This window comes from Paenibacillus xinjiangensis (genome assembly GCF_059686975.1).
The window spans coordinates 22,661-45,629 of record NZ_JCAALS010000023.1 but is presented as its reverse complement, the minus strand read 5'-3'; the positions used below and the strand labels follow the sequence as shown (position 1 = coordinate 45,629).

At 47.5% G+C, this 22,969-nt stretch carries 21 protein-coding genes; 3 read left to right on the top strand and 18 right to left on the bottom strand.

Features of this window, described 5'->3' with window-relative positions; translation table 11 throughout:
* Positions 1–156: 156 nt before the first annotated feature.
* From AC6ESP_RS21110 to AC6ESP_RS21100, 3 genes are all read right to left on the bottom strand, one after another.
* Positions 157–834: a helix-turn-helix transcriptional regulator gene (locus AC6ESP_RS21110; RefSeq protein WP_497098720.1), complete on the bottom strand. Its 678-nt coding sequence runs from the start codon at positions 832–834 to the stop codon at positions 157–159.
* Positions 835–900: 66 nt separating this feature from the next.
* Positions 901–1,326 carry a DUF86 domain-containing protein gene (locus tag AC6ESP_RS21105; protein WP_497098719.1) on the bottom strand — a complete coding sequence of 142 codons (426 nt, stop codon included), beginning with the start codon at positions 1,324–1,326 and terminating at the stop codon, positions 901–903.
* Between the two features lie 151 nt (positions 1,327–1,477).
* Positions 1,478–1,765, bottom strand: a complete 288-nt coding sequence (locus AC6ESP_RS21100; protein ID WP_497098718.1) for a Dabb family protein — start codon at positions 1,763–1,765, stop codon at positions 1,478–1,480.
* Positions 1,766–1,847: 82 nt separating this feature from the next.
* On the opposite strand from AC6ESP_RS21100, the gene AC6ESP_RS21095 reads away from it, so the two are divergent.
* A complete protein-coding gene (locus tag AC6ESP_RS21095; protein WP_497098717.1) occupies positions 1,848–2,126 on the top strand; it encodes a hypothetical protein in 279 nt (92 codons plus the stop codon).
* A 49-nt stretch (positions 2,127–2,175) separates the two neighbouring features.
* Here AC6ESP_RS21095 and AC6ESP_RS21090 read toward each other — a convergent pair whose 3' ends face one another.
* From AC6ESP_RS21090 to AC6ESP_RS21080, 3 genes are all read right to left on the bottom strand, one after another.
* Positions 2,176–2,565, bottom strand: a complete 390-nt coding sequence (locus AC6ESP_RS21090) for a cupredoxin domain-containing protein (protein ID WP_497098716.1) — start codon at positions 2,563–2,565, stop codon at positions 2,176–2,178.
* Between the two features lie 134 nt (positions 2,566–2,699).
* The gene (locus AC6ESP_RS21085) at positions 2,700–3,101 is read right to left on the bottom strand and encodes a YhjD family protein (RefSeq protein ID WP_497098715.1); all 402 of its coding nucleotides are present in this window, start codon (positions 3,099–3,101) and stop codon (positions 2,700–2,702) included.
* Between the two features lie 76 nt (positions 3,102–3,177).
* Entirely contained in the window at positions 3,178–3,570 is a 393-nt protein-coding gene (locus tag AC6ESP_RS21080; protein ID WP_497098714.1) for a phage holin family protein, read from the bottom strand.
* Between the two features lie 235 nt (positions 3,571–3,805).
* On the opposite strand from AC6ESP_RS21080, the gene AC6ESP_RS21075 reads away from it, so the two are divergent.
* On the top strand, positions 3,806–4,696 hold the full coding sequence (locus tag AC6ESP_RS21075) for a helix-turn-helix domain-containing protein (RefSeq protein ID WP_497098713.1): 891 nt from the start codon (positions 3,806–3,808) through the stop codon (positions 4,694–4,696).
* Positions 4,697–4,731: 35 nt separating this feature from the next.
* On the opposite strand, the gene AC6ESP_RS21070 is transcribed toward AC6ESP_RS21075, so the two are convergent.
* From AC6ESP_RS21070 to AC6ESP_RS21045, 6 genes are all read right to left on the bottom strand, one after another.
* Positions 4,732–6,735 (bottom strand): alpha-amylase family glycosyl hydrolase, encoded by a 2,004-nt coding sequence (locus AC6ESP_RS21070; RefSeq protein ID WP_497098712.1) that lies wholly within the window; start codon positions 6,733–6,735, stop codon positions 4,732–4,734.
* A 189-nt stretch (positions 6,736–6,924) separates the two neighbouring features.
* Positions 6,925–7,683, bottom strand: a complete 759-nt coding sequence (locus AC6ESP_RS21065) for a phytanoyl-CoA dioxygenase family protein (protein ID WP_497098711.1) — start codon at positions 7,681–7,683, stop codon at positions 6,925–6,927.
* Positions 7,684–7,698: 15 nt separating this feature from the next.
* Positions 7,699–9,081 (bottom strand): ANL family adenylate-forming protein, encoded by a 1,383-nt coding sequence (locus tag AC6ESP_RS21060; RefSeq protein WP_497098710.1) that lies wholly within the window; start codon positions 9,079–9,081, stop codon positions 7,699–7,701.
* A 16-nt stretch (positions 9,082–9,097) separates the two neighbouring features.
* Positions 9,098–10,474: a cysteine peptidase family C39 domain-containing protein gene (locus AC6ESP_RS21055; RefSeq protein ID WP_497098709.1), complete on the bottom strand. Its 1,377-nt coding sequence runs from the start codon at positions 10,472–10,474 to the stop codon at positions 9,098–9,100.
* A gap of 7 nt (positions 10,475–10,481) precedes the next feature.
* Positions 10,482–11,882: an alpha/beta hydrolase gene (locus AC6ESP_RS21050; RefSeq protein WP_497098708.1), complete on the bottom strand. Its 1,401-nt coding sequence runs from the start codon at positions 11,880–11,882 to the stop codon at positions 10,482–10,484.
* 627 nt (positions 11,883–12,509) lie between these two features.
* Positions 12,510–13,343 (bottom strand): helix-turn-helix transcriptional regulator, encoded by an 834-nt coding sequence (locus tag AC6ESP_RS21045; RefSeq protein WP_497098707.1) that lies wholly within the window; start codon positions 13,341–13,343, stop codon positions 12,510–12,512.
* 156 nt (positions 13,344–13,499) lie between these two features.
* Between AC6ESP_RS21045 and AC6ESP_RS21040 the strand changes: the two genes are divergently transcribed.
* A complete protein-coding gene (locus AC6ESP_RS21040; protein WP_497098706.1) occupies positions 13,500–15,548 on the top strand; it encodes a beta-galactosidase in 2,049 nt (682 codons plus the stop codon).
* 73 nt (positions 15,549–15,621) lie between these two features.
* Here AC6ESP_RS21040 and AC6ESP_RS21035 read toward each other — a convergent pair whose 3' ends face one another.
* From AC6ESP_RS21035 to AC6ESP_RS21010, 6 genes are all read right to left on the bottom strand, one after another.
* A complete protein-coding gene (locus AC6ESP_RS21035; protein ID WP_497098705.1) occupies positions 15,622–16,557 on the bottom strand; it encodes a family 43 glycosylhydrolase in 936 nt (311 codons plus the stop codon).
* Between the two features lie 33 nt (positions 16,558–16,590).
* The gene (locus AC6ESP_RS21030; RefSeq protein WP_497098704.1) at positions 16,591–16,881 is read right to left on the bottom strand and encodes a hypothetical protein; all 291 of its coding nucleotides are present in this window, start codon (positions 16,879–16,881) and stop codon (positions 16,591–16,593) included.
* A 12-nt stretch (positions 16,882–16,893) separates the two neighbouring features.
* Positions 16,894–18,387 (bottom strand): alpha-N-arabinofuranosidase, encoded by a 1,494-nt coding sequence (locus AC6ESP_RS21025; RefSeq protein WP_497098703.1) that lies wholly within the window; start codon positions 18,385–18,387, stop codon positions 16,894–16,896.
* 199 nt (positions 18,388–18,586) lie between these two features.
* The gene (locus AC6ESP_RS21020; protein WP_497098702.1) at positions 18,587–20,482 is read right to left on the bottom strand and encodes an ABC transporter ATP-binding protein; all 1,896 of its coding nucleotides are present in this window, start codon (positions 20,480–20,482) and stop codon (positions 18,587–18,589) included.
* A complete protein-coding gene (locus AC6ESP_RS21015; RefSeq protein WP_497098701.1) occupies positions 20,479–22,206 on the bottom strand; it encodes an ABC transporter ATP-binding protein in 1,728 nt (575 codons plus the stop codon). The genes AC6ESP_RS21020 and AC6ESP_RS21015 overlap by 4 nt, the downstream gene beginning before the upstream one ends.
* Positions 22,200–22,682 carry a MarR family winged helix-turn-helix transcriptional regulator gene (locus AC6ESP_RS21010; RefSeq protein ID WP_497098700.1) on the bottom strand — a complete coding sequence of 161 codons (483 nt, stop codon included), beginning with the start codon at positions 22,680–22,682 and terminating at the stop codon, positions 22,200–22,202. Before AC6ESP_RS21010 ends, AC6ESP_RS21015 begins: the two co-directional genes overlap by 7 nt.
* Positions 22,683–22,969: the final 287 nt, after the last annotated feature.

The window sequence follows — 22,969 nt, the reverse complement described above, 5'->3', positions numbered from 1 at the left end:
TCCGAGCGAATAAGGGCGAATGCCCATTTCATAATGCCATTATAAGCAGCATGGGCTCGTCTTGACACAAGGGGCACAAAAAAAACCAATGCACGAATTGTAAGGAGATCCTATCCCTACATTTCGTGCATTGGCTATCCCGTTATGCTATGAGGTTTAAGCACTGCCGATCCGATAGCTGCACTTGCTCCCGCCTTTGGCGAGACATTCTGTTCGCTCCACCTGCGTCTGCAGAAGAGATTGGAACAGTGACAGCTCACAATGGCACGCCTGTTGATATTGACCAGCGACCTGTGCGATCGGACAATTATATTCATTCAATATATAATGACCTTCTTCTTCGCGCTCTATAGCTGCCATATAACCACCGGCATTCTGTATAGCAGCAAGCTCAGTCACTTTCTGCTCTAACGTTTTATCTGCCATCCTCGGCTGGTACCGCTTAAGCAGCTTTTGCTTACGACCCTCGAACATTCGATTGATAAGATTCACCGTATCCGGGTCCTCAGCTAACTCATCAAGCAAATCAAGTGCTAGAAGCCCATAATTTTTGGGAAAACGGTCATCCGACTGCTCCGTCAATTCAAAAGCGTGCAGCGGTCTGCCCATTGGCTGCTTCACTGATACGACGTTAACGACGCCATCGCGCTCAAGCGCGTACATATGTCTTCTTATCGCCATTTCGGTTAAGCCGATCTCGCTGGATAGCTGCCCTGCAACCATTCGGCCATTTGTTTTGAGCAGAAGCATGATACGCTGGCGAGTAGAACCATCGACGCTTCGTGTTTCCGGCTCCATTCCTGCCGTTCGTTGTTTATTCAGCTTCAAACCCATCACCACCCTTGCAGGCTTATTAGGGCCATTTTACCGTATTTCGATGTTTTCGTAAATCTATAACGACTATTGTCCTAGCTCCTGTACCAAATATTGCTCCACTGCCGACTTGAAGGTAAGCAGCTGCTCAGGCAGCTCTCGAACGGCTGGATGAAGCTCTTCCCTTGCCCACGTGAAATAATCTTGAACCAGCGGCTTCCGAAGCTTCACGAGCTCGATCAAGGGGACAGTGAGCTCCTTAGGGAACGCTTCAGCCTCGCCAGTAATCTCGATAATGTCTTCGTAGCTGCTCGCATCACGCAATATGAAGCCATCAATAAGATAGCTTCCAACATCTGTTACTGTCTCTATTGCCAGATGCAGTGCCCGCTCCTGAGCGAGGCCTTGCAGCAAGCTTCCTTGCCAATCCTGACTTAGTGCTTGTAATGCTGCTGCAATATCAGGTATGACTTGCAGCCTGACAGAAATCTGTTCGCGATTCACATAATACATCAATGTTCAACCCGCTTTCAGCCTTGCTTTTTGTTTTTGTTCTTCGCTTTCATTTTGAGCCATGCCACCATCACAATGCTGCTCACAATGATGACGAGCAAATAGGTCATCATCTGATATACGTCACCCATGGATTGCTAACGCCCCTTTTTTAGCTTTCAAAATCCACGCTTACAGAAGCCTCGCGCACCTGAGACATGTGCTCGATCACTTTTTTATGTACCGGATGAACCTGGTAAGCGTCTAGTCCTTCCAGCGAATCGAATTTCGTGATGAGTGCAATATGATAAGAGCGCTCCGAATGAACCACGTCCACACCTACCTCAATGGACTTCAGCTCCTCGATCTGGCCTTCCATGTTTCTTAGTACTTGGGCAGTACGCTCAACGCTCTCTGCGCTTCCATCTTTTAATTTGAAAAACACGATATGTGTAAGCATTATGGTGTTGCTCCCTTCTTCGAATGGCAATTATCCTTTTGTCACATAATAACCCAAGCAGTCGTATTACGGCAATGTCTAGTTGAGAAAGGATCGGTACGTTATGCGCTATCCGGTTACGATCGCAGCCGCGATTATCGGGCTGGCACTCTGTCTGTTCAATTCAACAGGCTATGACCCGCACAATTTCGTGTTCTTTATGTTCAGCATTCCAGCTTGGTTCGTCGATATGTTCGTCAATGTGCATGACGTTAGTGTCATGCTTATGTATGTATTAACCGTGGCATCCTGGGCGCTGCTCGGCTACATCGCCGATATTCTTATTGCTCGAAGCCGCAGCCGTGATTCTGAGACAAGCTAGAATAAGGAAAGAGGAGCCGCAAGGCTCCTCTTTCCTTATTCTAAAGCTCTTAAGCTGCTTCAACAATCAGCTTCGTTACCATTTCGGCATGACCCGCTCCGCAAGGAATGGAGCAATGAATCTCATACTCGCCTGGCTTGTCGAACTCGAGATCCGTCTGGAGATTGTCTCCGCTCAAATCTACGCCAAGCTCGTCAATTTTGATGCCGTGGATACCGGTTTTATTCTGAAGCTTCAGAATAACCTTATCTCCTACTTTTACTTTGTATTCTTCCTCGCCGAACGTGAAATCGCTGTTAGCTTCTACCTTCACCATTACGGTACCTGGTGGCAACGATGCAGTCTCATCAACCGGCTTCTCCGGAAGGCCGAATGTCAGCAAATAGACCCCGAGAAGAGATGCCGCTGTAAATAATACGAACATAATCCATTTGTGCATTGCTACGTGCTCCCCTTTACGATCTTAATGTTTACTTCTTATATTACATAAGATCGTCCGAAGTTCTCAACCTTAAACTTTGGAATGGAGAAAACTTTTTTGGAGATTATGGCAAAACAATGAACTTTTATTGGTTAACCCTGTAAATATTGCTTAAGCACACGCTCTGATTCAGATTTCAGAAATCCCCATCCGCTAACAAATTGATGCGAGCGACCTCGGCAGCTATAGGAAGCACGCAGACCTTCCTTATCCCGCTGCTCCTCCGGCAGCTTAATGCCAGCCTCTCTGAATCGTTGGCGGATATCAGCCAGATCGAGCAGTACACGGTCTTGGACCGCTCTAAGCATGGACTCATACAAACGAGGCAGCTTGATGGATGCTGTCCCCATCACACGTATGTCATGATCCAGAATTCGCATTACAATTCCGAGCAGCACATAATGCTTAACTAGCTCAAGCTCTTCCTCTGTTTGTACAGGTGGATGAACAGCTGTATAAGCATTGCCCTTATTTTCTTTGATACTCGTGGCCATTGCGAACCCCTCCAGAATAAGAACATTTGTTCCTATTATAACGAAGAACCTCACTTTTATGCAACTGCCATACCTCTTATTTCTTGTCTTTTAACACTTGAATAATTTTGCGCAAGCTCTCCGGCATCGGCAGGCCGAGTCTCCCGTAGTTTTCCGTTATGGAAATAAACTCATTAGCCAGATAGAAGTAAATAGCTGCCCCCATCGTGACATTGTCTGTTCCCAACAGAATATCGACCCGGTGAGCGAGCAGAATGACGAGCAGCATCAGTCCCTTGCGCGCTAATCCCCATGCACCGAACATGCTGTTCAAACCTCTGCCTTCTTTAATCGATGCGGCTACACCAGACACATAATCAATTCCCATTGCGACTATTAATAGAGTTAAAGATTCCATCCATCCTCCAAAAGCAAATGTGATAATCGAGCCAAAAAAGGCACATACAGCGCAGTATATGACTGACGGCAACACCCGTCACCCCTCTTTCCTCAAGTTGTAATCTATCATATGCAGCAAGGGTCGAGGTTGTCCGCGCAAAGGCACAGAACATGACACATTCTATGAAATGGGCTGCTTGAGAAGGGTAGGCTCTACAACGGCATTGCAATTAGATGGAGATTGACGTAAGCCGAATTATGTTGGACAATTTTTGGACAAGCAAGCGTTTATGTATATATTGATATATACCAGGGGGTAGGCTCAAATGGCAGCATTCAAAAAACAGGATCGATTGGAAGCAGAGAAGCTGTTTATTGTGCCCGAATACGTTGTGAATGAACTAACCGCGCATCCACTTATTCGCTCCTTCTATGTGACGGACATCGGCTATTACCCGACTGCCTACAATCATTATAGAGAACGAGCTGAAGGCTGTGACTCCTTCATCCTGATCTATTGCTCGAAGGGAGAAGGCTATATTGAGCTGGACAACGAGAAGCAGGTGCAGCTTAAGGCCCATTCGCTCTTCGTCATCCCGGCAGGAACACCTCATCGTTATGGAGCTGCAGCAGACAATCCATGGAGCATCTATTGGTTCCACTTCAATGGAGAGGATGCTGCCGCATTCATTCACAGCTTCAGCCTAGGCTCAGCTGCCCTGCAAATTCCGCTTAACAGCTATATGAAGTTTACGGAGCTATTCGATCAATGCTATGACCTGCTGACCGCCAAAGCTTACTCGCTTCCGCATCACATCCAGATCGCACAGACGATGCGGTATTTAATCAGTGTCATTGGGTTATCCGCCAGTCGGACGCATAAGGAGGAGAGACGAGAGCAATACATGGAGCAAGCGATCGGGTATATGGCTGAGCATGTGGATGGCGCGATTACTTTGCCTGAGCTCGCGAAGCATACGGGCATATCCAAGCAGCATCTGATTCATTTATTTAATGAAGCTACCGGGTATCCGCCAATCGATTATTTTCTACGGATGAAAATGCAGCGTGCCAGTCAATTGCTCGACCTCTCTGACCTAAGCATCAGAGAAATTGGGAGCTTGGTTGGGCTCGATGACCCGTATTATTTCTCGAGAATGTTCAAAAAATTGCTGGGCTGCTCGCCTACCGATTATCGAAAAATACAAAAAGGATAGCGGCTAGATCTATCGCTAGCCGCTACCCGCAGCTGTTACCACTGCACAATAACCTCACTCGTTCCCGCGATCGGGGCTGTGAAGCTGTGTTTGTCCCCTTCCTGCCAGATGACTCTGCCAGAGCGATCTCTCCGGAAAAACTTAAACTCGATCTCCTTCCCAACCGGAAGACTAATATCGTAATACCAAGTCGGGTAGGTATACATAATGTTGTTAAAAAAAGGACCTGTCGAGCGATCAGGCTGCCATTCCCCCAGCTCGAACAAATTGCCGGACATGAAGAGATCCTCTCCATAATTCGTGCGGGCATTCATTACGACAAACCGGACCGTTACCGGCACATCCGTTAACACCTCCAGATCGGACGCTAAGCTGCAGCACTCTCCCCTATTCGTTGTCACAAGAATGGACTGATAGCCCGCAGCTAACACTGGAATTTCTACCGTAATCGTATCAGCTGCCCACGAGATAAGCTTAGCTGATTTCCCACCTATAACGACATGACCGGCTGCTTCTCCAAGCCCTTTCCCATAGAGGTGGAGTGTATTGCCAGATGCCGTCATCCGTGGATAAAAGCTGAATAGCTCCGCCGGTCTGCTCACGCTTGTCATCGCATATACCGATGCGCTGCTTGGCGGGATGGCAGCGATTGCCGTCCCGCTCGCATCCACCCTAAGCTCGCCGGAAGCCCATACCTCGGCAAGCTCGCTTGTATACACCCCCTCCGGAAGAGCTGTAGCGACAGCAATCGAATTCACAGCAGTTTCATTCAGATTAATCATAACAACGAGGATATCAGATGATTGCTGCTTCTCATATATGATTATCTTCTCCTCACAATAAAGAACTTTTACGGTTCCATAGGCAGCTGCCGTATTGCTGCTCCTCAGCCTGCTTAATCTTGCAATAATCCGGAAGGCGGGAGTCGTTCGATCGAAGGAAATCATCATGCTGCGATTTTCTGGATCACTCTCTCCTGTCATGTACTGCTCCGTCCCATAATAGATCATCGGCGTTCCTTGGGAGGTAAGCAGCAGGACAAGCGCGAGGTCAGTCAGTCTTGTATCTTCTACAGTGAATCTTGACATATCATGGTTATCTACGAACAGCACTTGATCATCAGTCCAAGTATAGTGGTTCTGGGTCGCCTCCCACACAGCTGCAAGTGATTGCAAGCCCTCAGCACCATTCAGCGCTTGCCGAACCGCATGGCAAAAGGGAAAGTTCAGCAGGCTCATACCGCTCCTATTGGCGAAGCTGGCATTCTCTGCAGGACTTTCCTTCTCGAGCAAGAACCATTCTCCGAATATAAAGACTGGTTTAATAGAATGGATATAGCCTGTCAAGGATTTCAGCCAGCCTGGTGGAACATGCTTAGCAGCATCTATTCGTATGCCGTCTATCCCGCGGTTAATCCAGAAGGCAATTCCCTCTCGCAGCACACGATCAACGAGTGGATTCAAATGATTAAAGCTGGCTAAGTCATACAAGTTACGATAGACCGAATTCTCATAGCTAAGGAAATCAGTGCCGCCATTATGCAGAAATACACGATCCGTATCACCTGTATAGGAAGCCAGCTTCTCGCCATTATGGTACAGCACACCGTTCTCCATATAGTCCAATACGGTCTCTAGGGCAGGAGAAGTGTGATTAGGGGTGAAATCAATTAGCACTTTTATATGATTGGCGTGTGCCACACGAATTAGCTCATCGAATTGTTCAATCGTACCGAAGTAAGGATTAGGCTTCAAGAAGTCCCTCGGCCAATAGCCATGATAAGAGGTCGTACCAAGCTCATCTGGCAGGCTTGTAGCCACATTCTCGACAGGCTGGGAGATGAGTATCGCTCCAATACCCAGCTCAGCGAAATAACCCTCCTGTATGTGATGAATTGTTCCTTGCCAATCGCCACCCAAATATTTGCGCAAGTTAGAGCCGTCCGGACTAAACAAATGACCTTCTGGGTTCGTTGTACTGTCGCCATTATAGAAACGGTCGGTTACGATTTGATAAATGCAGCAGCTCGAGTTCAACATAGAGACTCACCACTTACAGAAGTTGAAACTCTATAACGCTTCCTCATCAATAAAGACACCATAATCGCCTCCGTTATTTGAATTGAAACGATTGCACCGGCATATTAGGGGATCAGCACTTGTAGAACAGGAGATCCCGATTGTGATCGAGACCTCCTGTTGTCCTTGTTCTAAACCTGAATTATTAATTTAAAAGATCGTTTCGTTATAGCCCATTAGACGCTTGCGGCGCGGATTCGCACGCTGTGCAATCTCATCTGGAACTTGATAATAGCTGTTATTGTCATAAGTCATGTGGGGAACAATGAATTTCTTGCGATAAATAATCTGCTGCACATATCTAGGGCTATCACTCTGGTTCTTGGCGCCTCTATGCCATATTTGGCTGTTGAATACGAGGCAGTCTCCGGCCTCTGCCAGTACAGACACTGCTTCTTGTCCTTTGTAAGACTCGATTTCCTCCGTGAAATCCAGATGCTTGCCTGCACGGTGGGAGCCAGGCACTACTTGTGTAGGACCCAGATCCTCCGTAATATCATCCAAATAATACAGGCCGTTCATTAAATAGACTGGCACTTGAATGCGAGGATCAAGCTCAACGCCAACGGGAAGCGGGAAGAACAGGGCTTCATCCACATGCCATTTGCTAACGCCGGTGTTCTTCAAGGTCCGCATGCCATTCATGCTGCTAAGCTGACAGTCCGGTCCAAGAATCTCTTCGATAAATTCGCTGATGATAGGATGATCTACGATGTTCTCGAACACCTCACCCTTCTCGAACATTGGACCTTGAAGCATAACGGTGCTGTCTTTGCCCTCGAACGCTTGCTGAATGCCGGCCTTAACAAGTGCCACTTCCTGCGGGCTAAGTACGTTTTTGAACAATACATACCCATCTTGATGAAGCTGCTCGAGCTCTTTCGCAAAACGTTGTGTAGTTACTGGCATAATATAATCCACTCCTCAAATGGTTTTTTCGTAGCTCGCAGCATCTTGCTGAGGCATCCTGATTTTTTTCATTCGCTCACTCACCAATGACTCACTTGTAATGACAATCTTTTGCGGGATTTTGTGAGCAGGCAGCTTGTCTCGACAGAAATCCCAAATCTCGCGTCTAAGCTCACTCAGGCTATGCTCGCGTTCCGTTCGCAGCTTCACCGTCGCCTTGACGAGCTGTCCGGTTATCCCGCTTGGCTCCGCACTAACAACAACCTCTTCGATAGCGCTAATGAGCTGCAGCACACTCTCAACCTCGGCAGGATATACCTTCTCTCCGCCTACATTTATAATTTCAGAACGTCGACCAAGAATCCGGATATATTCGCCTTCAGCAACGACTTCATCCCCTGTCCGAAGCCAGCCATCCTCTGTGAACGGGTCAGGTCTGTTCAGATACCCAACCATTGCTGTCGCTGCCTTCACCTCAAGCATCCCATCTACGATTCGGAACTGTACTTCATCGTTCTTCAGGGAGAACATGAGCGAGTCGGAGCCTTTGGATTTGGTCTGGAGAATGCCTAGCTCGGACATGCCATACGCTTGCACAGTTCTCACTGTTGGGAACTGCGCATTCCATGCCGTCAGCGTATTTTCGGGCATCACCTCAGAGCCATAAGAGACGACCTCTAGACTGGATAAATCGAAGTCCTGATACACCCCGCTTAGCAGTAATAAATTAAGAAAGGTTGGCGATACGGGCAGCGCTTCAACTCGGTATTGCTCGATCGTCTTGCATACCTCCGCCGGGGATCGGTCTTCCAGAATATACAGACAGCCCCCGTTCGCCAGCGTCTGAAGCAGTGTATTCATTCCCCCAATATGATCGAACATCATGAATGGGATCGTTCGCTTCGCTCGGCCTTCTGTTTGAAATTTGTGAAGCAGCCGATCAAGCCGATGAACAGCAGCCTTGCTCTTCCCAGTCGAGCCCGATGAGAAAATAACTAACCCTCCAACTTCCTCCTGCAGCAAAGAGATCAGCAAGGGATGCTCCGGCGGTCTTTCTCTATGCGAGCGGATCTGAAGACCATTCTCTCCAGCTTGAATTCGCTTCTCAGCTTCCCCAATATCTAGATACTCCAGCTTCTTGGCTTCGACTAGCCTCTTGTCTATCGGTAAGACGATGCAATCCTGCTCGAACAATGCAAGCATGGCTGCTACAGCGTAAGGAGAATAATCCTCTTCTAATGAGACAACATTGCCGGCAATCCCTTCCTGCTGCAATTGAAGCTTCATCTGCGCAGCCTGTTGGACCAGCCATGCATAAGAATACGCCTTGTCTTGCCAGACGAACGATGGTTGTGAATCAAACTTTGCGAATCGATCCATAAGGAAACTGGCAATCATCCAACATTCCCCCTTCTCAAACAGCCTTATCCAAATGGGAGTAGAGATACCCAACCAGGCTATCAACGGTACGGTATGGACTATCAGTCAGCGTAGATGATGGTTCGGCTGATAAAGCTAGACCGACTCCCAGCTCTTCTTCAATTCCCTGTTCAACAGACGCCAGCAAGGAGACGAGTCCGAGTGAATCCAGATTGCCATTGCGTCCGTAGAGCGGAGCTTGTGACCCAAGCTCTAAGGCAATGGTGCCGTTGTGAAACAAATTAAGCTCCTTGCAGCTATCCAGAACGATTCGCAGCAGCGTCTCCTTTTTAGAGAAACCGGTTTCTCCAATATGGCTATCCCTTTTCTGGAACAATCCGACGGTACGATGTGCTGCCCAGACCGATTCGTAGAATTGCTGTTCTCTCTTCAGAAGCTTCTCCAGCTGTGTACTCAGCTGCATAGCCCGTTCTGCTGGTTGATTCATTGCAGCACGTCCTTGCAGCAGCTTGTGAGCTCCTTCCCATTCCGCAATAATCTCACTGAATTCAGAGACGTATGCAGAGTATGGTGAACCCATGACGGCAGCTAGCTCAACTAACAGATCTCGGAAAAAATATCTGCTCCATCTCATATCGAATAGAAATCCTGAAATGGCGTTCGCAGCAGTCTTTCCTTCTGCTAAGCCATGGTGCAGGGTCTTGAGCAGCTGCAGAGAAACCGCATGGCCAAAATAATAGATGCGATCTCCTTCTCTTACCTCCTGAGCAGACAAATACTCATGAGCCTGAGTAGCGAGTGTCCGCTGCAGCACCTCCTTGTAAGAGGCTAGCGTCAGCTTCTCTTGCGCCCCAATATCAATCACACAATACGCATGCAGCTCTTCCTTGACTTTGGCTCCAGCGAGTTCAGGAATGTTCTTATTGCCCTTCCAGAAATCATCGAATGACTTCAGCGATATAGGGCCTTGATAGCGGGATGGCACCGGATCGTATACCATTACATGGTCACCGTCCATGCCATATACAGCTAACCAATGGTCAGCCAGATACAACCGTGAAGTTGGCTCTACCAGCTTCTCAATGTACTTGCTACTTAGATAATCCTCACAGTAAGGCAGATAGTAGCTTGTTCCAGTTGCAAGCAGCAGTTCTCCTTCGTCAACACGCTGTTTTATCTGAATAAGCCCTTCCTCAAGCCCGGAATATTCAATTCTTCCTTTCATAGTCCAGATCGGGTCTTCATAATCCAGCTTATGGAAATAAGTCTTAATGAGCCCTGCACTTGAGCATGCAGGCAAGCCGTACATTCTAGAATTTGCAATAAGACCGAGACTACTGAACGAGCCTTGCTGCTTCAGCGTTTCGTGGATGAGGGGCAAATTACAGGGATAATAATAAGGTATATCCATAGTGGGATTAAAAGGTTGGGCTTGCATGGCTCCTCCTCTCCGCCGATGGGATTACGTTTCTTTCCCAATTCTCGACTTTATAATGAAGAACCATATCAATGGATGCACGAAAGACACGATTTGGAATGACATGGCCTTCGATATTTGATTCAAAATTCCGGAACCCCTTCGTGAAGCGGAAGCGGTAACCACTATCTCTTGGCACCTTGAACTGGCCTGTGAATAGATTGCTATCCGTGCGGCTCAGCCTCATACCCATTCCTCCGAATATTTCTGGAACTGGGGAAGCCTCTGTTGGCACCTCTACATGGAAACTGACCGATACACAATCCGACAGCTCCTGTATAACCGTATAAGTACCAGAAACAACTAGACCTCCTGCTGTAAGTGTTACATTCGTCTTCCCTAGACCTTTCGGTATTAGCTGGCCGTCTGGGCGAACCTCGAGCACATCAGGATTGTCCACATAATAGGTCCCATTCAGGACACTAAGAGCAAACCCGCTGTCATAACGGAGGATAGGATTAATATAGACGCTCATACCGCCTGACAAGCCGACTTGATTCCTGCCGTTGAATGCCAGAGATACTGGCGTCCCGATCCGGCCGAACATGAACAGCAAGGGAATATGAACTCTGTCTCCCCAATCCGTCTCCTGATGCGCAGCATCCAGCTGCTCCAGATAACCGAGCTCCTCACCATATCGGAACCCTTGATCCATTAAGCTGGATGCAACATCACGAACATGTCTGGGCAGGAATAAGCCCTCAGAATCCCCGATATCCATCCATACCTTAAGCGGACGCTTGCCTTGCAATGCATACGATCGGTACAGCACTTCCTCGTACAGCCCTGTCTCGGACTCATCATTCAGCTGCGCTTTGATAAAATAAGGCGAGAGCATGATCAGCTTGCCGAATACATCTGGATGTCTAAAACCCATGTGATACGTGGCTAATCCACCTGCAGATGAACCGATAAGGCCCGTATTCTCCGGACCCTGAAGCGTCCGAAATTCTGAATCAATATATGGCTTAACCTCGTTAATGATGAAGTCCTCGTAATCTAGACCCGAGCATGCGATGCTCTCGGCTTCAGCAACTGGTGCAGTGAAATGATAATATTCATTAGAGTGAACTGGACGGACATGTGCAATGGCAACGATAATAATCTCGTCCATAGCGCCTTCTCTGATGAGCCGATCAGCGGCATGATGAATGCGCCATGACTCGGTGCCAGGCTGTAATGGATCGAAGGCTCGCTGCCCTGCATGCATGTATAAGACCGGGTAATTGTAAGATACGCTCCCTTCATAGCTGGGAGGCAAGTACACGAACAACTTTCTTTCGTTGTTTAATTTACTTGCACGAAAGCCATCAATGACCAAGATACTAGATTGTAATGACATGGATAATCTCCTCCCTGCCTTTGATCAATACGCGATATCCCTCCCTTCACCTCCTGAAATCTGAGAATAAGCATGCTGAGTATGAATGTACACAAAACAACCCCGTTCTCGCCTAAGCGGAGAAACGGGGTTGTCCTATCACATTCACATGTGCTAGAAAGCATAGCCCTCAGGTTGTATTTCCTGCTTTTCCATCATAGTATGGATTCTTAAATTTGTAAATATTTCTATTTTCTCCAATTAGATTACAAATATAGAGATATTCCTACATAAAACGACTATCTTCTACAATGAAAACGCTCGTATTTTTCAACTTTCCTCTCACTTTTAAGGTCGTGAAACAGAATGAAACGTCTTTTTTTGGCGAAATATTTTTTTGCAGTAAAAAATCTCCCCTCAAATTATTGCCAGCCTATCTGCTCATTTTTAATGCTATTGTTATCCGAAATTCAGCTTTTCTTAAGGTTCAGCCATCATAATAACTATCAACCCCATTATTTATATATATAGCAACGCAGAAGAAGCCGGCACCTTGATTTGCCGGCTTTTTCTGTGTCAAGTTTCGAATGAAATCGGTAAATACACCAACTATTTGCTGTCTTTGGCACCCTAATTGCAGAGGCTGCCCTAGCCGTAAATTTCCCTGTATACCTTCGGTGACAAGCCCTCTGCTTTTTTGAATACTCGGATAAAATAACTTGCTTGCGCGAAGCCCGTTCGAGCTGCTACTTCTCCAATTGGCAGATTCGTCGTCACTAGAAGGCCTTTGGCTGCCGCTATTCGACAATCGGTCAAATAATGATTCGGTGTTTTCCCAATGATCTCTTGAAATAATCGGAGAAAATAATAGGGGCTGTAGCCGGATAGCTCAGCCATCGCAGATAATGTCCATGGATCGCCGCAGCGGCTTCGAATCTGATCGGCCACTCTTCGTATGGAGTCTTTCTTGTAAGACGGGATCGAATCCTGTTCCAGCCTCTCTGTATTATGGACGAGCTCCGCCAGCAGCTCATACAGAAGCGCCGACATTCTAGGCTCGCTTTTTGTTTCATAGGGCTCGCACAGCGTATACATCTGCTCCGTCAGCTCCGCAATGCGAGCGGCATCCGACACCATAAACAGCCACAAGCCAGAGGCATCCACATCTCGCAGCATGGGAAGGGCAGGTATAGCGGCAAAATGAATCCAGCGGATATCCCATGGATCGTCCGGGTCAGCCCCATAATGCTGGTACGCCCCTTGAGGGAACAAAAACCCATCCCCCTCCTTCAGAATCATCGGGCGGCCATTATGATGTACGAAGCCTTTCCCACCGCACACGATATGCAGATTATAATAGGCAATCATCCCCTCTGCTCGGCGCTCTTCATGCTGTGGGAATTGATTATATCTTCCGAGTGATTCGGGATAACAGGCATATTTACTGACAGCCGGCTCCGGCAAAAAATAGTTCGTTCGCATCCTCTCGCCTCTTTCCCTGCCTTGCACGATAATTAAGCAATATATTCACATTGAGAGCAATAATCTATTATTTACGAATATCTTTATTGATTTTACAATAACTAAATAGACATACAATAGCAATATATTATCATAAACAAACGGGAGGACAACATCATGCAACCAGCCACTGATCAGTTTAATCTAGGTGCTTGCTACTATCCGGAGCATTGGAAGGAAGAGCTATGGGAGGATGATCTGCGCCGCATGAAGGAGCTCGGCTTCTCCGTCATTCGTGTTGCTGAATTTGCATGGTCGATCTTCGAGCCGGAAGAAGGCGTGTTCGAATTCGATCTATTCGACCGTGTACTTAATCTTGCACATCAATATGGGATACAAGTCATTATCGGAACACCTACAGCTACTCCTCCAGCCTGGCTTACAGAGAAGTATCCGGAAGTACTGAATGTGACCTTTGAAGGTGTCACGCTGCAGCATGGCCTGCGCCGCCATACGAATTACAGCAGCCCGAAATATCGGGAGCTGTCAGGCAAGATTGCACGAGCGATGGCTGAGCATTATCATGATCATCCAGCTGTAATAGGCTGGCAGATCGATAATGAGTTCAACTGTGAAATTAGTGAATTTTATTCACCGGCAGACCATCTCGCCTTCAGGCAATGGCTGCAGAATAAATATGGCACGCTTGAGAAGCTGAATCACGCATGGGGAGCCGTGTTCTGGAACCAGACCTACTCGGACTGGTCACAGGTGTATCTTCCACGGCCGACACCAGCTGATCGCCAGCCAAACCCGCATCAGGCGCTGGATGAGAAACGCTTCATCTCCGACAACACGATTTCATATGCTAAGGTACAAGCCGATATTATACGTGAAATAGCACCGAATCACTGGGTTACGACGAATGGACTATTCGGGCATCTGGATAGTCATCGGATGACTGACGAGCTGCTTGACTTTTTCAGCTATGATTCCTATCCGCAGTTCTCTTCGATCTATTATGATCAAGCAGAGAACAATCCGCTTCTGGATCGCGGCTGGAGCTTATCATTAGGAGCGGTGCGCTCGATCTCTCCTAACTTCTGCATTATGGAGCAGCAATCCGGTCCAGGCGGTTGGGTGAACCGAATGGATATGCCATCTCCCAAGCCCGGCCAGATGAGACTCTGGACTTATCAATCCATCGCACATGGAGCTGATATGGTGCTCTACTTCCGCTGGAGAACCGCAACGGTTGGCAACGAGATTTATTGGCATGGATTGAATGACTACCACAACCAGCCTAACCGCCGAGTACGCGAAGCAGGTCAGATCGGTTCTGAGCTCGCTTTGGCAGGCAGCCGAATTGTCGGCACGAAGAATAAAGCAAATGTTGCGATTATGCGCGACTATGATAACGAATGGGATGGCGAATACGATATTTGGCATGGACCATTCGCTTGGAAGAGCGGCAAAGAGTGGTTCAAAGCGCTGCAGCAGCGGCATATTCCAAGCGATGTATTGTACATGCGCAGCAATACAACGGTTGAGGATCTGAAGAAATATAGCGTCCTTATCTATCCGCATCCTGCCATTCTGCGTGATGAGACAGCTGCTATTCTAGAGCAATATGTGAGTGAGGGCGGAACCATTATCTTCGGGTGCCGGACAGGCTATAAGAATGAGGATGGCCACTGCTATATGCGTCCATTCCCAGGTGCCGCCGCTAATCTATGCGGTATCTCAGTCGAGGAGTTCACTCATGTAAAAGGTACTCGCCAAGCTACCTTCATGAGCTGGAAGGATGGCCGTTCGGAGCTGACACAGGCCGATGATTTCAATGATGTGTTAGCGGCTCAGAGCAGCACCGTTCAAGTTATGGCGGAATATGCTTCCGACTATTATGCTGGCAAGCCTTCCGTTACCCGCAATGCATTCGGCCAAGGCTTCGCTTGGTATTACGGTGCGGTGTTCAACGAGGATGCAGCTGGCCGCATTCTTGAGCAGCTTGAGTTAACTTCCCCAGCTGCACAATGGCTGGAGCTGCCTAAGCAGGTAGAGCTCGTCATTCGTGAAGGCGAGTCCGGACCGCTATCATTCCTGCTCAATTACAGTGAAGAAACGGTTGAGCTGACTCTCAAAGAAGAGAAAGTCGATCTTCTTACCGGCAGAGAGCTTAACGGGACAATAACGCTAGAACGATACGGGGTACTCGTTCTGAGCTAGGCTTTTATAATTCCACCTTACAGTTAGAATAAGAGCAGCGGCACTATGCCGCTGCTCTTAATTGTAAGACCGTTTAATTGTCTGGCTGAAGCTTAAGCTCGAAGGGCTCATCTCTATCGCATACGAGTAGACCGTCCTTCACATCAAGCTTAGCGACCTGTAAGGAAGAACGACGCGTTGCATAGTTTTGCTCCTGATTGCCTTGATCGAGCGCACCCCGCCGATCCGGGTGGGTGAAATAGAAAATATAAGCTTGGTCGTCTTGCACCACTACATCCGCATGCAGTCCGATCGTTCCATCATCCTCCCGTGAGCCCGGTTGATCCAGGATAAGACCATTCCACTCCCACGATTCCAGATCCTCCGATCGGTACACGCCTTGTCCTCTCCATTCATCTACGATCATCCAATAGAAATCCTTGAAGCGGAATACATTAGGTCCTTCGTGGGCGCGGCCTGTAATAACAGGACCAGTCACTTGCCATGAGTATAGATCATCGCTCTCCGCCGCATAAGTATGCGAATGGTTGTCCTCATCCTTATACCACATTCGGAAGCGGCCTTCCGGCAGCTCATAGATACAAGCATCAATGACACGGCTCGAGCTAAGTACCACATTCGAGATGAAGGTCCAATTCAATAAGTCCGGGCTTGTATAATGGAATATTTCGCGTTTGTGACCCGCCCAATCATCAGGTACTCCCTGAATATAGCTGACATACATATGATAAAGCCCATTATGCCATATCAATTCCGGTGCCCAGAACGTGTTGCGTCCCCACTCGATATCCAGTCCTGTTAGAGTACCTCTATACTTCCAGCTCTGACCGCCATCGGATGATGAAGCTACGCCTAGATCGGTGCCATGTACCCAAGCGAACTTAGGCCCTTCAGCTGCTGCTCGTCTGTTCGTATAGATGATCCACCATTCCTGCGCTTGGCGATTCCAGATGACGACGGGGTCCGCAGCACCATCGAAGATGGGATCACGAAACAAAGGTGCTTTCATGCTGATCACTCCTACATTCATTTACACAACCGCTCATCCTGCTGAATATTGTTCAATGGCAGACCAACGTCTATCATCTGGACTTGGACAGCTTCTATTCCTATACTTCGCTGCAACCTGTACAATACAACCGCATAGCGAGCAGGTCGATCGATCTGGCATTAGCCTCGGACATGCCGCGCATGAGCTTAGACGCTCCTCATAGACATCATCCGGAACGCTGATGGGATATTGGAACATAGGAGCAGACAGAATTCTCTTAATCTGCTCATCCGTTACCTTATAGCTGTCACTGCAGCCTTTGCAGCCTCTTGGATTGTCCATCTTCCGCGCCTGCTATTCCGCAATGAATTCCAGTACGGTTACAGACATTGGAGCAAGAGTAGCCGCAACAGTCGTACCCTGCAAGGTAAAGGCCTGGAATTCAGCTGGCTGTACCGCATCTGGCTGCTCGAATGTGTTATGTCCGCTTAGCGTTTCCGAAGTTAGTGTTGTACCCGTAATTTGAATACCAGCGCCTGCCAGACCACGAAGCTCGATGCTGACTTCTGCAGCAGACTGATGGTCAAGATTACATAGGCTGACATGAATCTTGCCTTCGCTGTCTTTGGATGCGGATACAGAAATTTGTGGAAGCTGCTGGTCACCTTGCTCATAGCTGCCAGCGTCATAGCTGGTCTGAAGCAGAGTAGCATCCTGATGCACCTTATACATATCAAAAATATGATAGGTTGGCGTAAGTACCATTTGCTCACCCTCAGTTAGAATAACCGATTGCAGCACGTTAACGATCTGTGCGAGATTAGCCATTTCAACCCGATCACAGTGCTCATTGAAAATGTTCAATGTAATGCCTGCAACCAGTGCGTCGCGAACCGTGTTCTGTTGATAGAGGAAGCCCGGATTCGTACCCGGCTCAACATTATACCAAGTTCCCCACTCATCTACGATAAGACCAACCCGCTTGTCAGGGTCGTATTTGTCCATAATAGTGGAATGCTTCTTAATTAACTCATCCATCTTGAGCGTTTTTCTCATCGTTGCAAACCACTCATCCTCGGTGAAATCAAGCGCCGAGCCCTTGTCTTCCCAAGTTGCACCCGGAACCGTATAGTAATGAAGGCTAATCGCATCCATATGCCTATGCGCTTCCCGCATGACTGTCTCCATCCACGCATAATCGTCTACATTTGGACCACAGGCAATTTTGTGGATTTTGTTATCGCCATAATTGCGCACATAGGTTTGATATTGGCGGTACAGATCAGCGTAGTATTCTGGACGCATATTGCCGCCACAGCCCCAGTTCTCATTGCCGACGCCAAAATATTTCACTTTCCACGCCTTCTCCTGCCCATTCGCTCTGCGCAGCTCGGCCATCGGGGATACGCCATCGAATGTCATATACTCCACCCATTCAGACATTTCCTGAACCGTCCCGCTGCCCACATTACCCGATATGTAAGGCTCGCACTCGAGCATTTCACATAACATTAGAAACTCGTGGGTACCGAAATGGTTGTTCTCCACAACGCCGCCCCAATGTGTATTGATCATCCGTTTGCGATTTTCTTTAGGACCAATCCCGTCCTTCCAGTGGTACTCATCAGCGAAGCAGCCGCCTGGCCAGCGCAGAACGGGAATCTTGATTTTTTTGAGCGCTTCCACAACATCGTTGCGAATACCGTTCGTATTTGGAATAACTGAATCTTCCCCTACCCAGAACCCTTCATAAATGCAGCGGCCCAAATGCTCGGAAAAATGACCGTAAATATTGCGATTAATTGTACCTTTGGCAATGTCAGCATTAATTGTAATTTTGTTAGCCATTCAGATAACCCTCCAGCTAAATTAAATTAATAGTATTATTAATCAATGTTCAATAACATTAATTTAATTCAATAGTAATGGAAATCAAATGATTAATCAACTTTAAAATTACTGAATGGATTAATGTAAATATGAATCTAATAAGAATAAAAAGACGAGTTCCTATTGGGGAACTCGCCTTCTCATCTACTCTATTCTGCTAGACTACCTCACTCGTGACAGCCTTCCCAGTGAACTGGCTATTGTACAAGTCTGCATAGAAATCACCCTTAGCGAGCAGCCCCTCATGCGTCCCTTGCTCAATGATGGTCCCTTGATTCATTACAAGAATAAGATTAGCATCACGAATCGTAGATAGCCGATGTGCGATAACGAAGCTTGTTCTGCCCTTCATGAGCTCCCCCATCGCCTTCTGAATGTACACTTCTGTACGCGTATCGACACTGCTGGTCGCTTCATCCAGAATGAGGATCGATGGATTGGCCAATATCGCACGGGCAATCGTAAGAAGCTGCTTCTGGCCTTGTGAAATATTAGAAGCCTCTTCATTGAGCAGCGTATCATAGCCATCAGGAAGCGTCCGGATAAAATGATCGGCATGAGCCGCCTTCGCAGCTTGTATAATTTCCTCTTCTGTCGCGCCTTCACGCCCATATCCGATATTGTCGCGGATCGTGCCATTGAACAGCCAGGTATCTTGAAGCACCATCCCGAATAGACTGCGCAGGCTGCTTCGCTTCATATCCGTTATATTAATACCGTCTATCGTAATCTTGCCGCCTTGAAGCTCATAGAACCGCATAAGCAGATTGATCATAGTCGTCTTGCCTGCTCCAGTCGGACCGACAATGGCAACTGTCTGTCCAGGCAGCACATCGAGATTCATATCATCAATCAGACTCTTCTCCGGCTTGTAGCCGAACTTCACATGATCGAACCCAACAGCACCGTCCGGCCGCTGAATAGTCTTGGCATTCGCCAGCTCTGGAATCTCCTCTTCCTCATCGAGCAGCTCGAATACACGTTCAGCGGAAGCAATCGTAGATTGAACAACGTTCGAAATATTGGCAAGCTGTGTGATCGGCATCGTGAATTGTCTCGTGTATTGGATAAAAGCCTGGATATCACCGAGCTCAATCGCTTTCTTCGTAACGAGCAGTCCACCGACAATGCTTACAAGCACATAGCCGATATTGCCGATGAAGCTCATGATCGGCATAATAATGCCGGATATGAATTGTGCTTTCCAGCCTGATTCGTACAGCTTCTCGTTCATTTCGTTGAATTCATCAAGTGATTTCTGCTCATGCCCGAACGCTTTTACAATCTTGTGTCCGGTATACATTTCCTCTACATGCCCGTTCAATCTGCCCAGCTCTGCCTGCTGCATAACGAAATAACGCTGCGAGCGCTTGGCGATCGCTGCCGTTGCTATAAGGCTTAGAGGAATTGTCAGGAACACTATAAGTGTCATTAGAGGACTAATCGTAAGCATCATCACGATGACGCCGACCAGCGTTATGACCGATGTTATGAATTGCGTCAGACTCTGTTGAAGCGTATTGCTGATGTTGTCAACATCATTGACTGCACGGCTTAGAATTTCGCCGTTCGTCTTCGAATCAAAAAATTTAAGCGGAAGCTTCTCGAATTTTGCATTAACCTCTTTGCGCAGATCATAGACGGTCCGCTGAGCAACGCCAGCCATCAAATACTGCTGAATGTATCCGAATACTGCACTTATGAAATAGAGAATGACCAATGTCAGAAGAATCTGGTTAATCGCGTCAAAATCAATCCTCGCACCCTGCACATCATTCATTTTGCCCATTATGCCTTCGAACAGCTTAGTCGTTGCTTGCCCCATAATTTTGGGACTGACAATGCTGAACACCGTACTGAGGACTGCTGTCAGCAATACAAGAAGAAGCTTGTAGCGATGCGGCTTGAGATAGCCCGTAAGTCTGGATAGCGTTCCTTTGAAGTTCTTCGCTTTCTCAACAGGCATGCCCATGCCGCCCATCCCTGGTGGTCCCATGCCAGGGCCTTTCGCTGGACCTTTGGGAGGCTGCTGCCGATTCTCGTGTTCACTCATGCGATCTCCTCCTCTGACAGCTGTGAAGATACGATCTCTCTATATACCTCACTAGATTGCATAAGCTCCTTATGATTGCCAATGCCGGCTATTCTTCCCTCATCCAGCACAATAATACGATCCGCATCCATAACGGTACTGACTCGCTGCGCGACCAGAAGCACCGTAGATTCAGTCGTCTCTGACTTCAGCGCTGCCCGGAGCTTCGCATCTGTCTTGAAGTCAAGCGCAGAGAAGCTGTCATCGAATACATAAATCTCCGGTTTTCTAACCAAGGCACGTGCAATCGACAAGCGCTGCTTCTGTCCGCCTGATACATTATTGCCGCCCTGCGCTATTTCGGAATCATACCCTTGCTCCATCGAGGAAATAAAATCTGCTGCCTGCGCCACCTCAGCCGCATGCTTCACTTCGTCAATAGATGCTTCTTCTTTGCCGTACCGAATATTATCCGCAACCGTGCCTGTGAATAGAACGGCCTTTTGCGGAACGAAGCCGATTTTCTGACGCAGGCTGCTCTGTGATAAATCTCTTATGTCTACGCCGTCGACTAGTATCCGCCCAGCATCCACGTCATAGAACCGCGGAATTAGGCTGACCAGAGTTGACTTGCCCGAGCCCGTACCGCCTATGATCGCCGTAATCTCACCTGGGCCTGCGCGGAATGAAATATTCGATATAGCGGGCTGCTCCGCACCAGGATAGCTGAAGGAGACTTGATCGAATTCCAAGTATCCATGCTGCGCATTAGGCGCGGTTACCTGCTCCTTGTCCTTCAGATCTGGAACCATGTCCAGCACTTCATTAATACGAATGGCCGATGCCTGAGCTCTTGGAATCATGACCAACATCATCGATACCATCAGTAAGGAGAACATAATTTGCATAGCGTATTGAATGAAAGCCATGAGTGAGCCGACCTGCATATCGCCATTATCGATTCGCAGACCTCCAATCGCAATAATAGCGACGGTAGATAAATTCATGACGAGCATCATCAGCGGCATTAATACCGCCATAATTTTGTTAACCTTAATCGCAGTAGCCGTTAAGTCCTCATTGGCCTGATCGAATTTGTCATTCTCATGCTTGATTCGGTCGAAGGAACGAATGACCCGAATACCCGTCAGCCCCTCTCGGAGGACAAGGTTTAGCTTATCAATCTTCAGCTGCATTGCTTTGAATAGAGGAATTCCTTTTCTTACGACTGCGAAGATCGTACCTACCAATATAGGCAATACAACGACTAATACGAGCGACAGCTTCGCATCCTGCGACACCGCCATAATAATACCGCCCACACACATCATTGGAGCCATAACCATCATTCGCAATATCATAATAAGCACTTGCTGAACTTGCGTAATGTCGTTCGTCGTGCGTGTTATAAGTGATGCCGTTCCGATCTTATCGAACTCTTGGAGAGAGAAATTCCCGACATGCGAGAATACTTTGCCACGAACAATTCTGCCGAAGCCTACGGCTGCTTTGGATGAATAATAACTCGCAGCAACCGAGCATATCCCACCCGCTGCCGCTACAGCCAGCATCCAACCTCCGACCTTCCAAATATAAGCATTATCTCCATTCACGATTCCCACATCGACAATGTCAGCCATCAACGTTGGGAGATAGAGATCCGAGAGCGTCTGTAGAAAAACAAACACTAGAACTAAGCCTATAAATAACCGGTAACGCTTCAAGAAGCGAAACAATTTCAACATGTATGATCATCTCCACCGGATTCGGATTCATTCAAGTTCTTAAAGTACATGCCAGCCTTTTTCAACAACTGCGTTAATTGTGCGCTTTCTTCATCGCCCAAATAGTTCACCAAGCCTGTCATTCGATCGGTAAAAGCATCGATTTCCCGCTTCGCAGCCTTCTCGCCTTCATCGGTTAAAGTAATCCGAACAGCTCTGCGATCCTCTGGGTCCTCGTTCCTGGCAACCATGCCTCCCGCTTCGAGCCCATTAATCAGTTGAGTGACTGTCGGCGAAGTCACCTTCAGGTGGCGGCTTATTTCTGACACCTTCAGCCCCTGCGAGTCTGGCTTGGACTTGAATCTTACACACATTAACACTTGCATTTCGCTAAATTTACCGCTGCTCGTTCGATGATGTCGCCAGTTTTGTTTGTTGAAAAGCATAAAAGCCTGAAGAAGCTCTTTTGCTGCAGCTTCTTTCTCACTGCTTTCCATTTGATCACCCCTTTGTTAATCATTTCTTCACTTTAGATAGGAGATTAATTAATTCAGTAGACAAATAATAGGCAACCTATCTAATAGTATAATCGGTGCAAATATGTGTCGTCAAATCCACTCCACCATGTTTGAAACATTTATGAAGAGATTCTCATTTAATTCTCATAAAGGGTAAAACCCTCATAATAAGAAGCTTTTCTGCTCTCATGATGGTATTTTAGCCCTTTTTGGATGTGTTATAGTAAGTTTTGTCGAGATGGCACACCTCAAATTCGAATGAAATG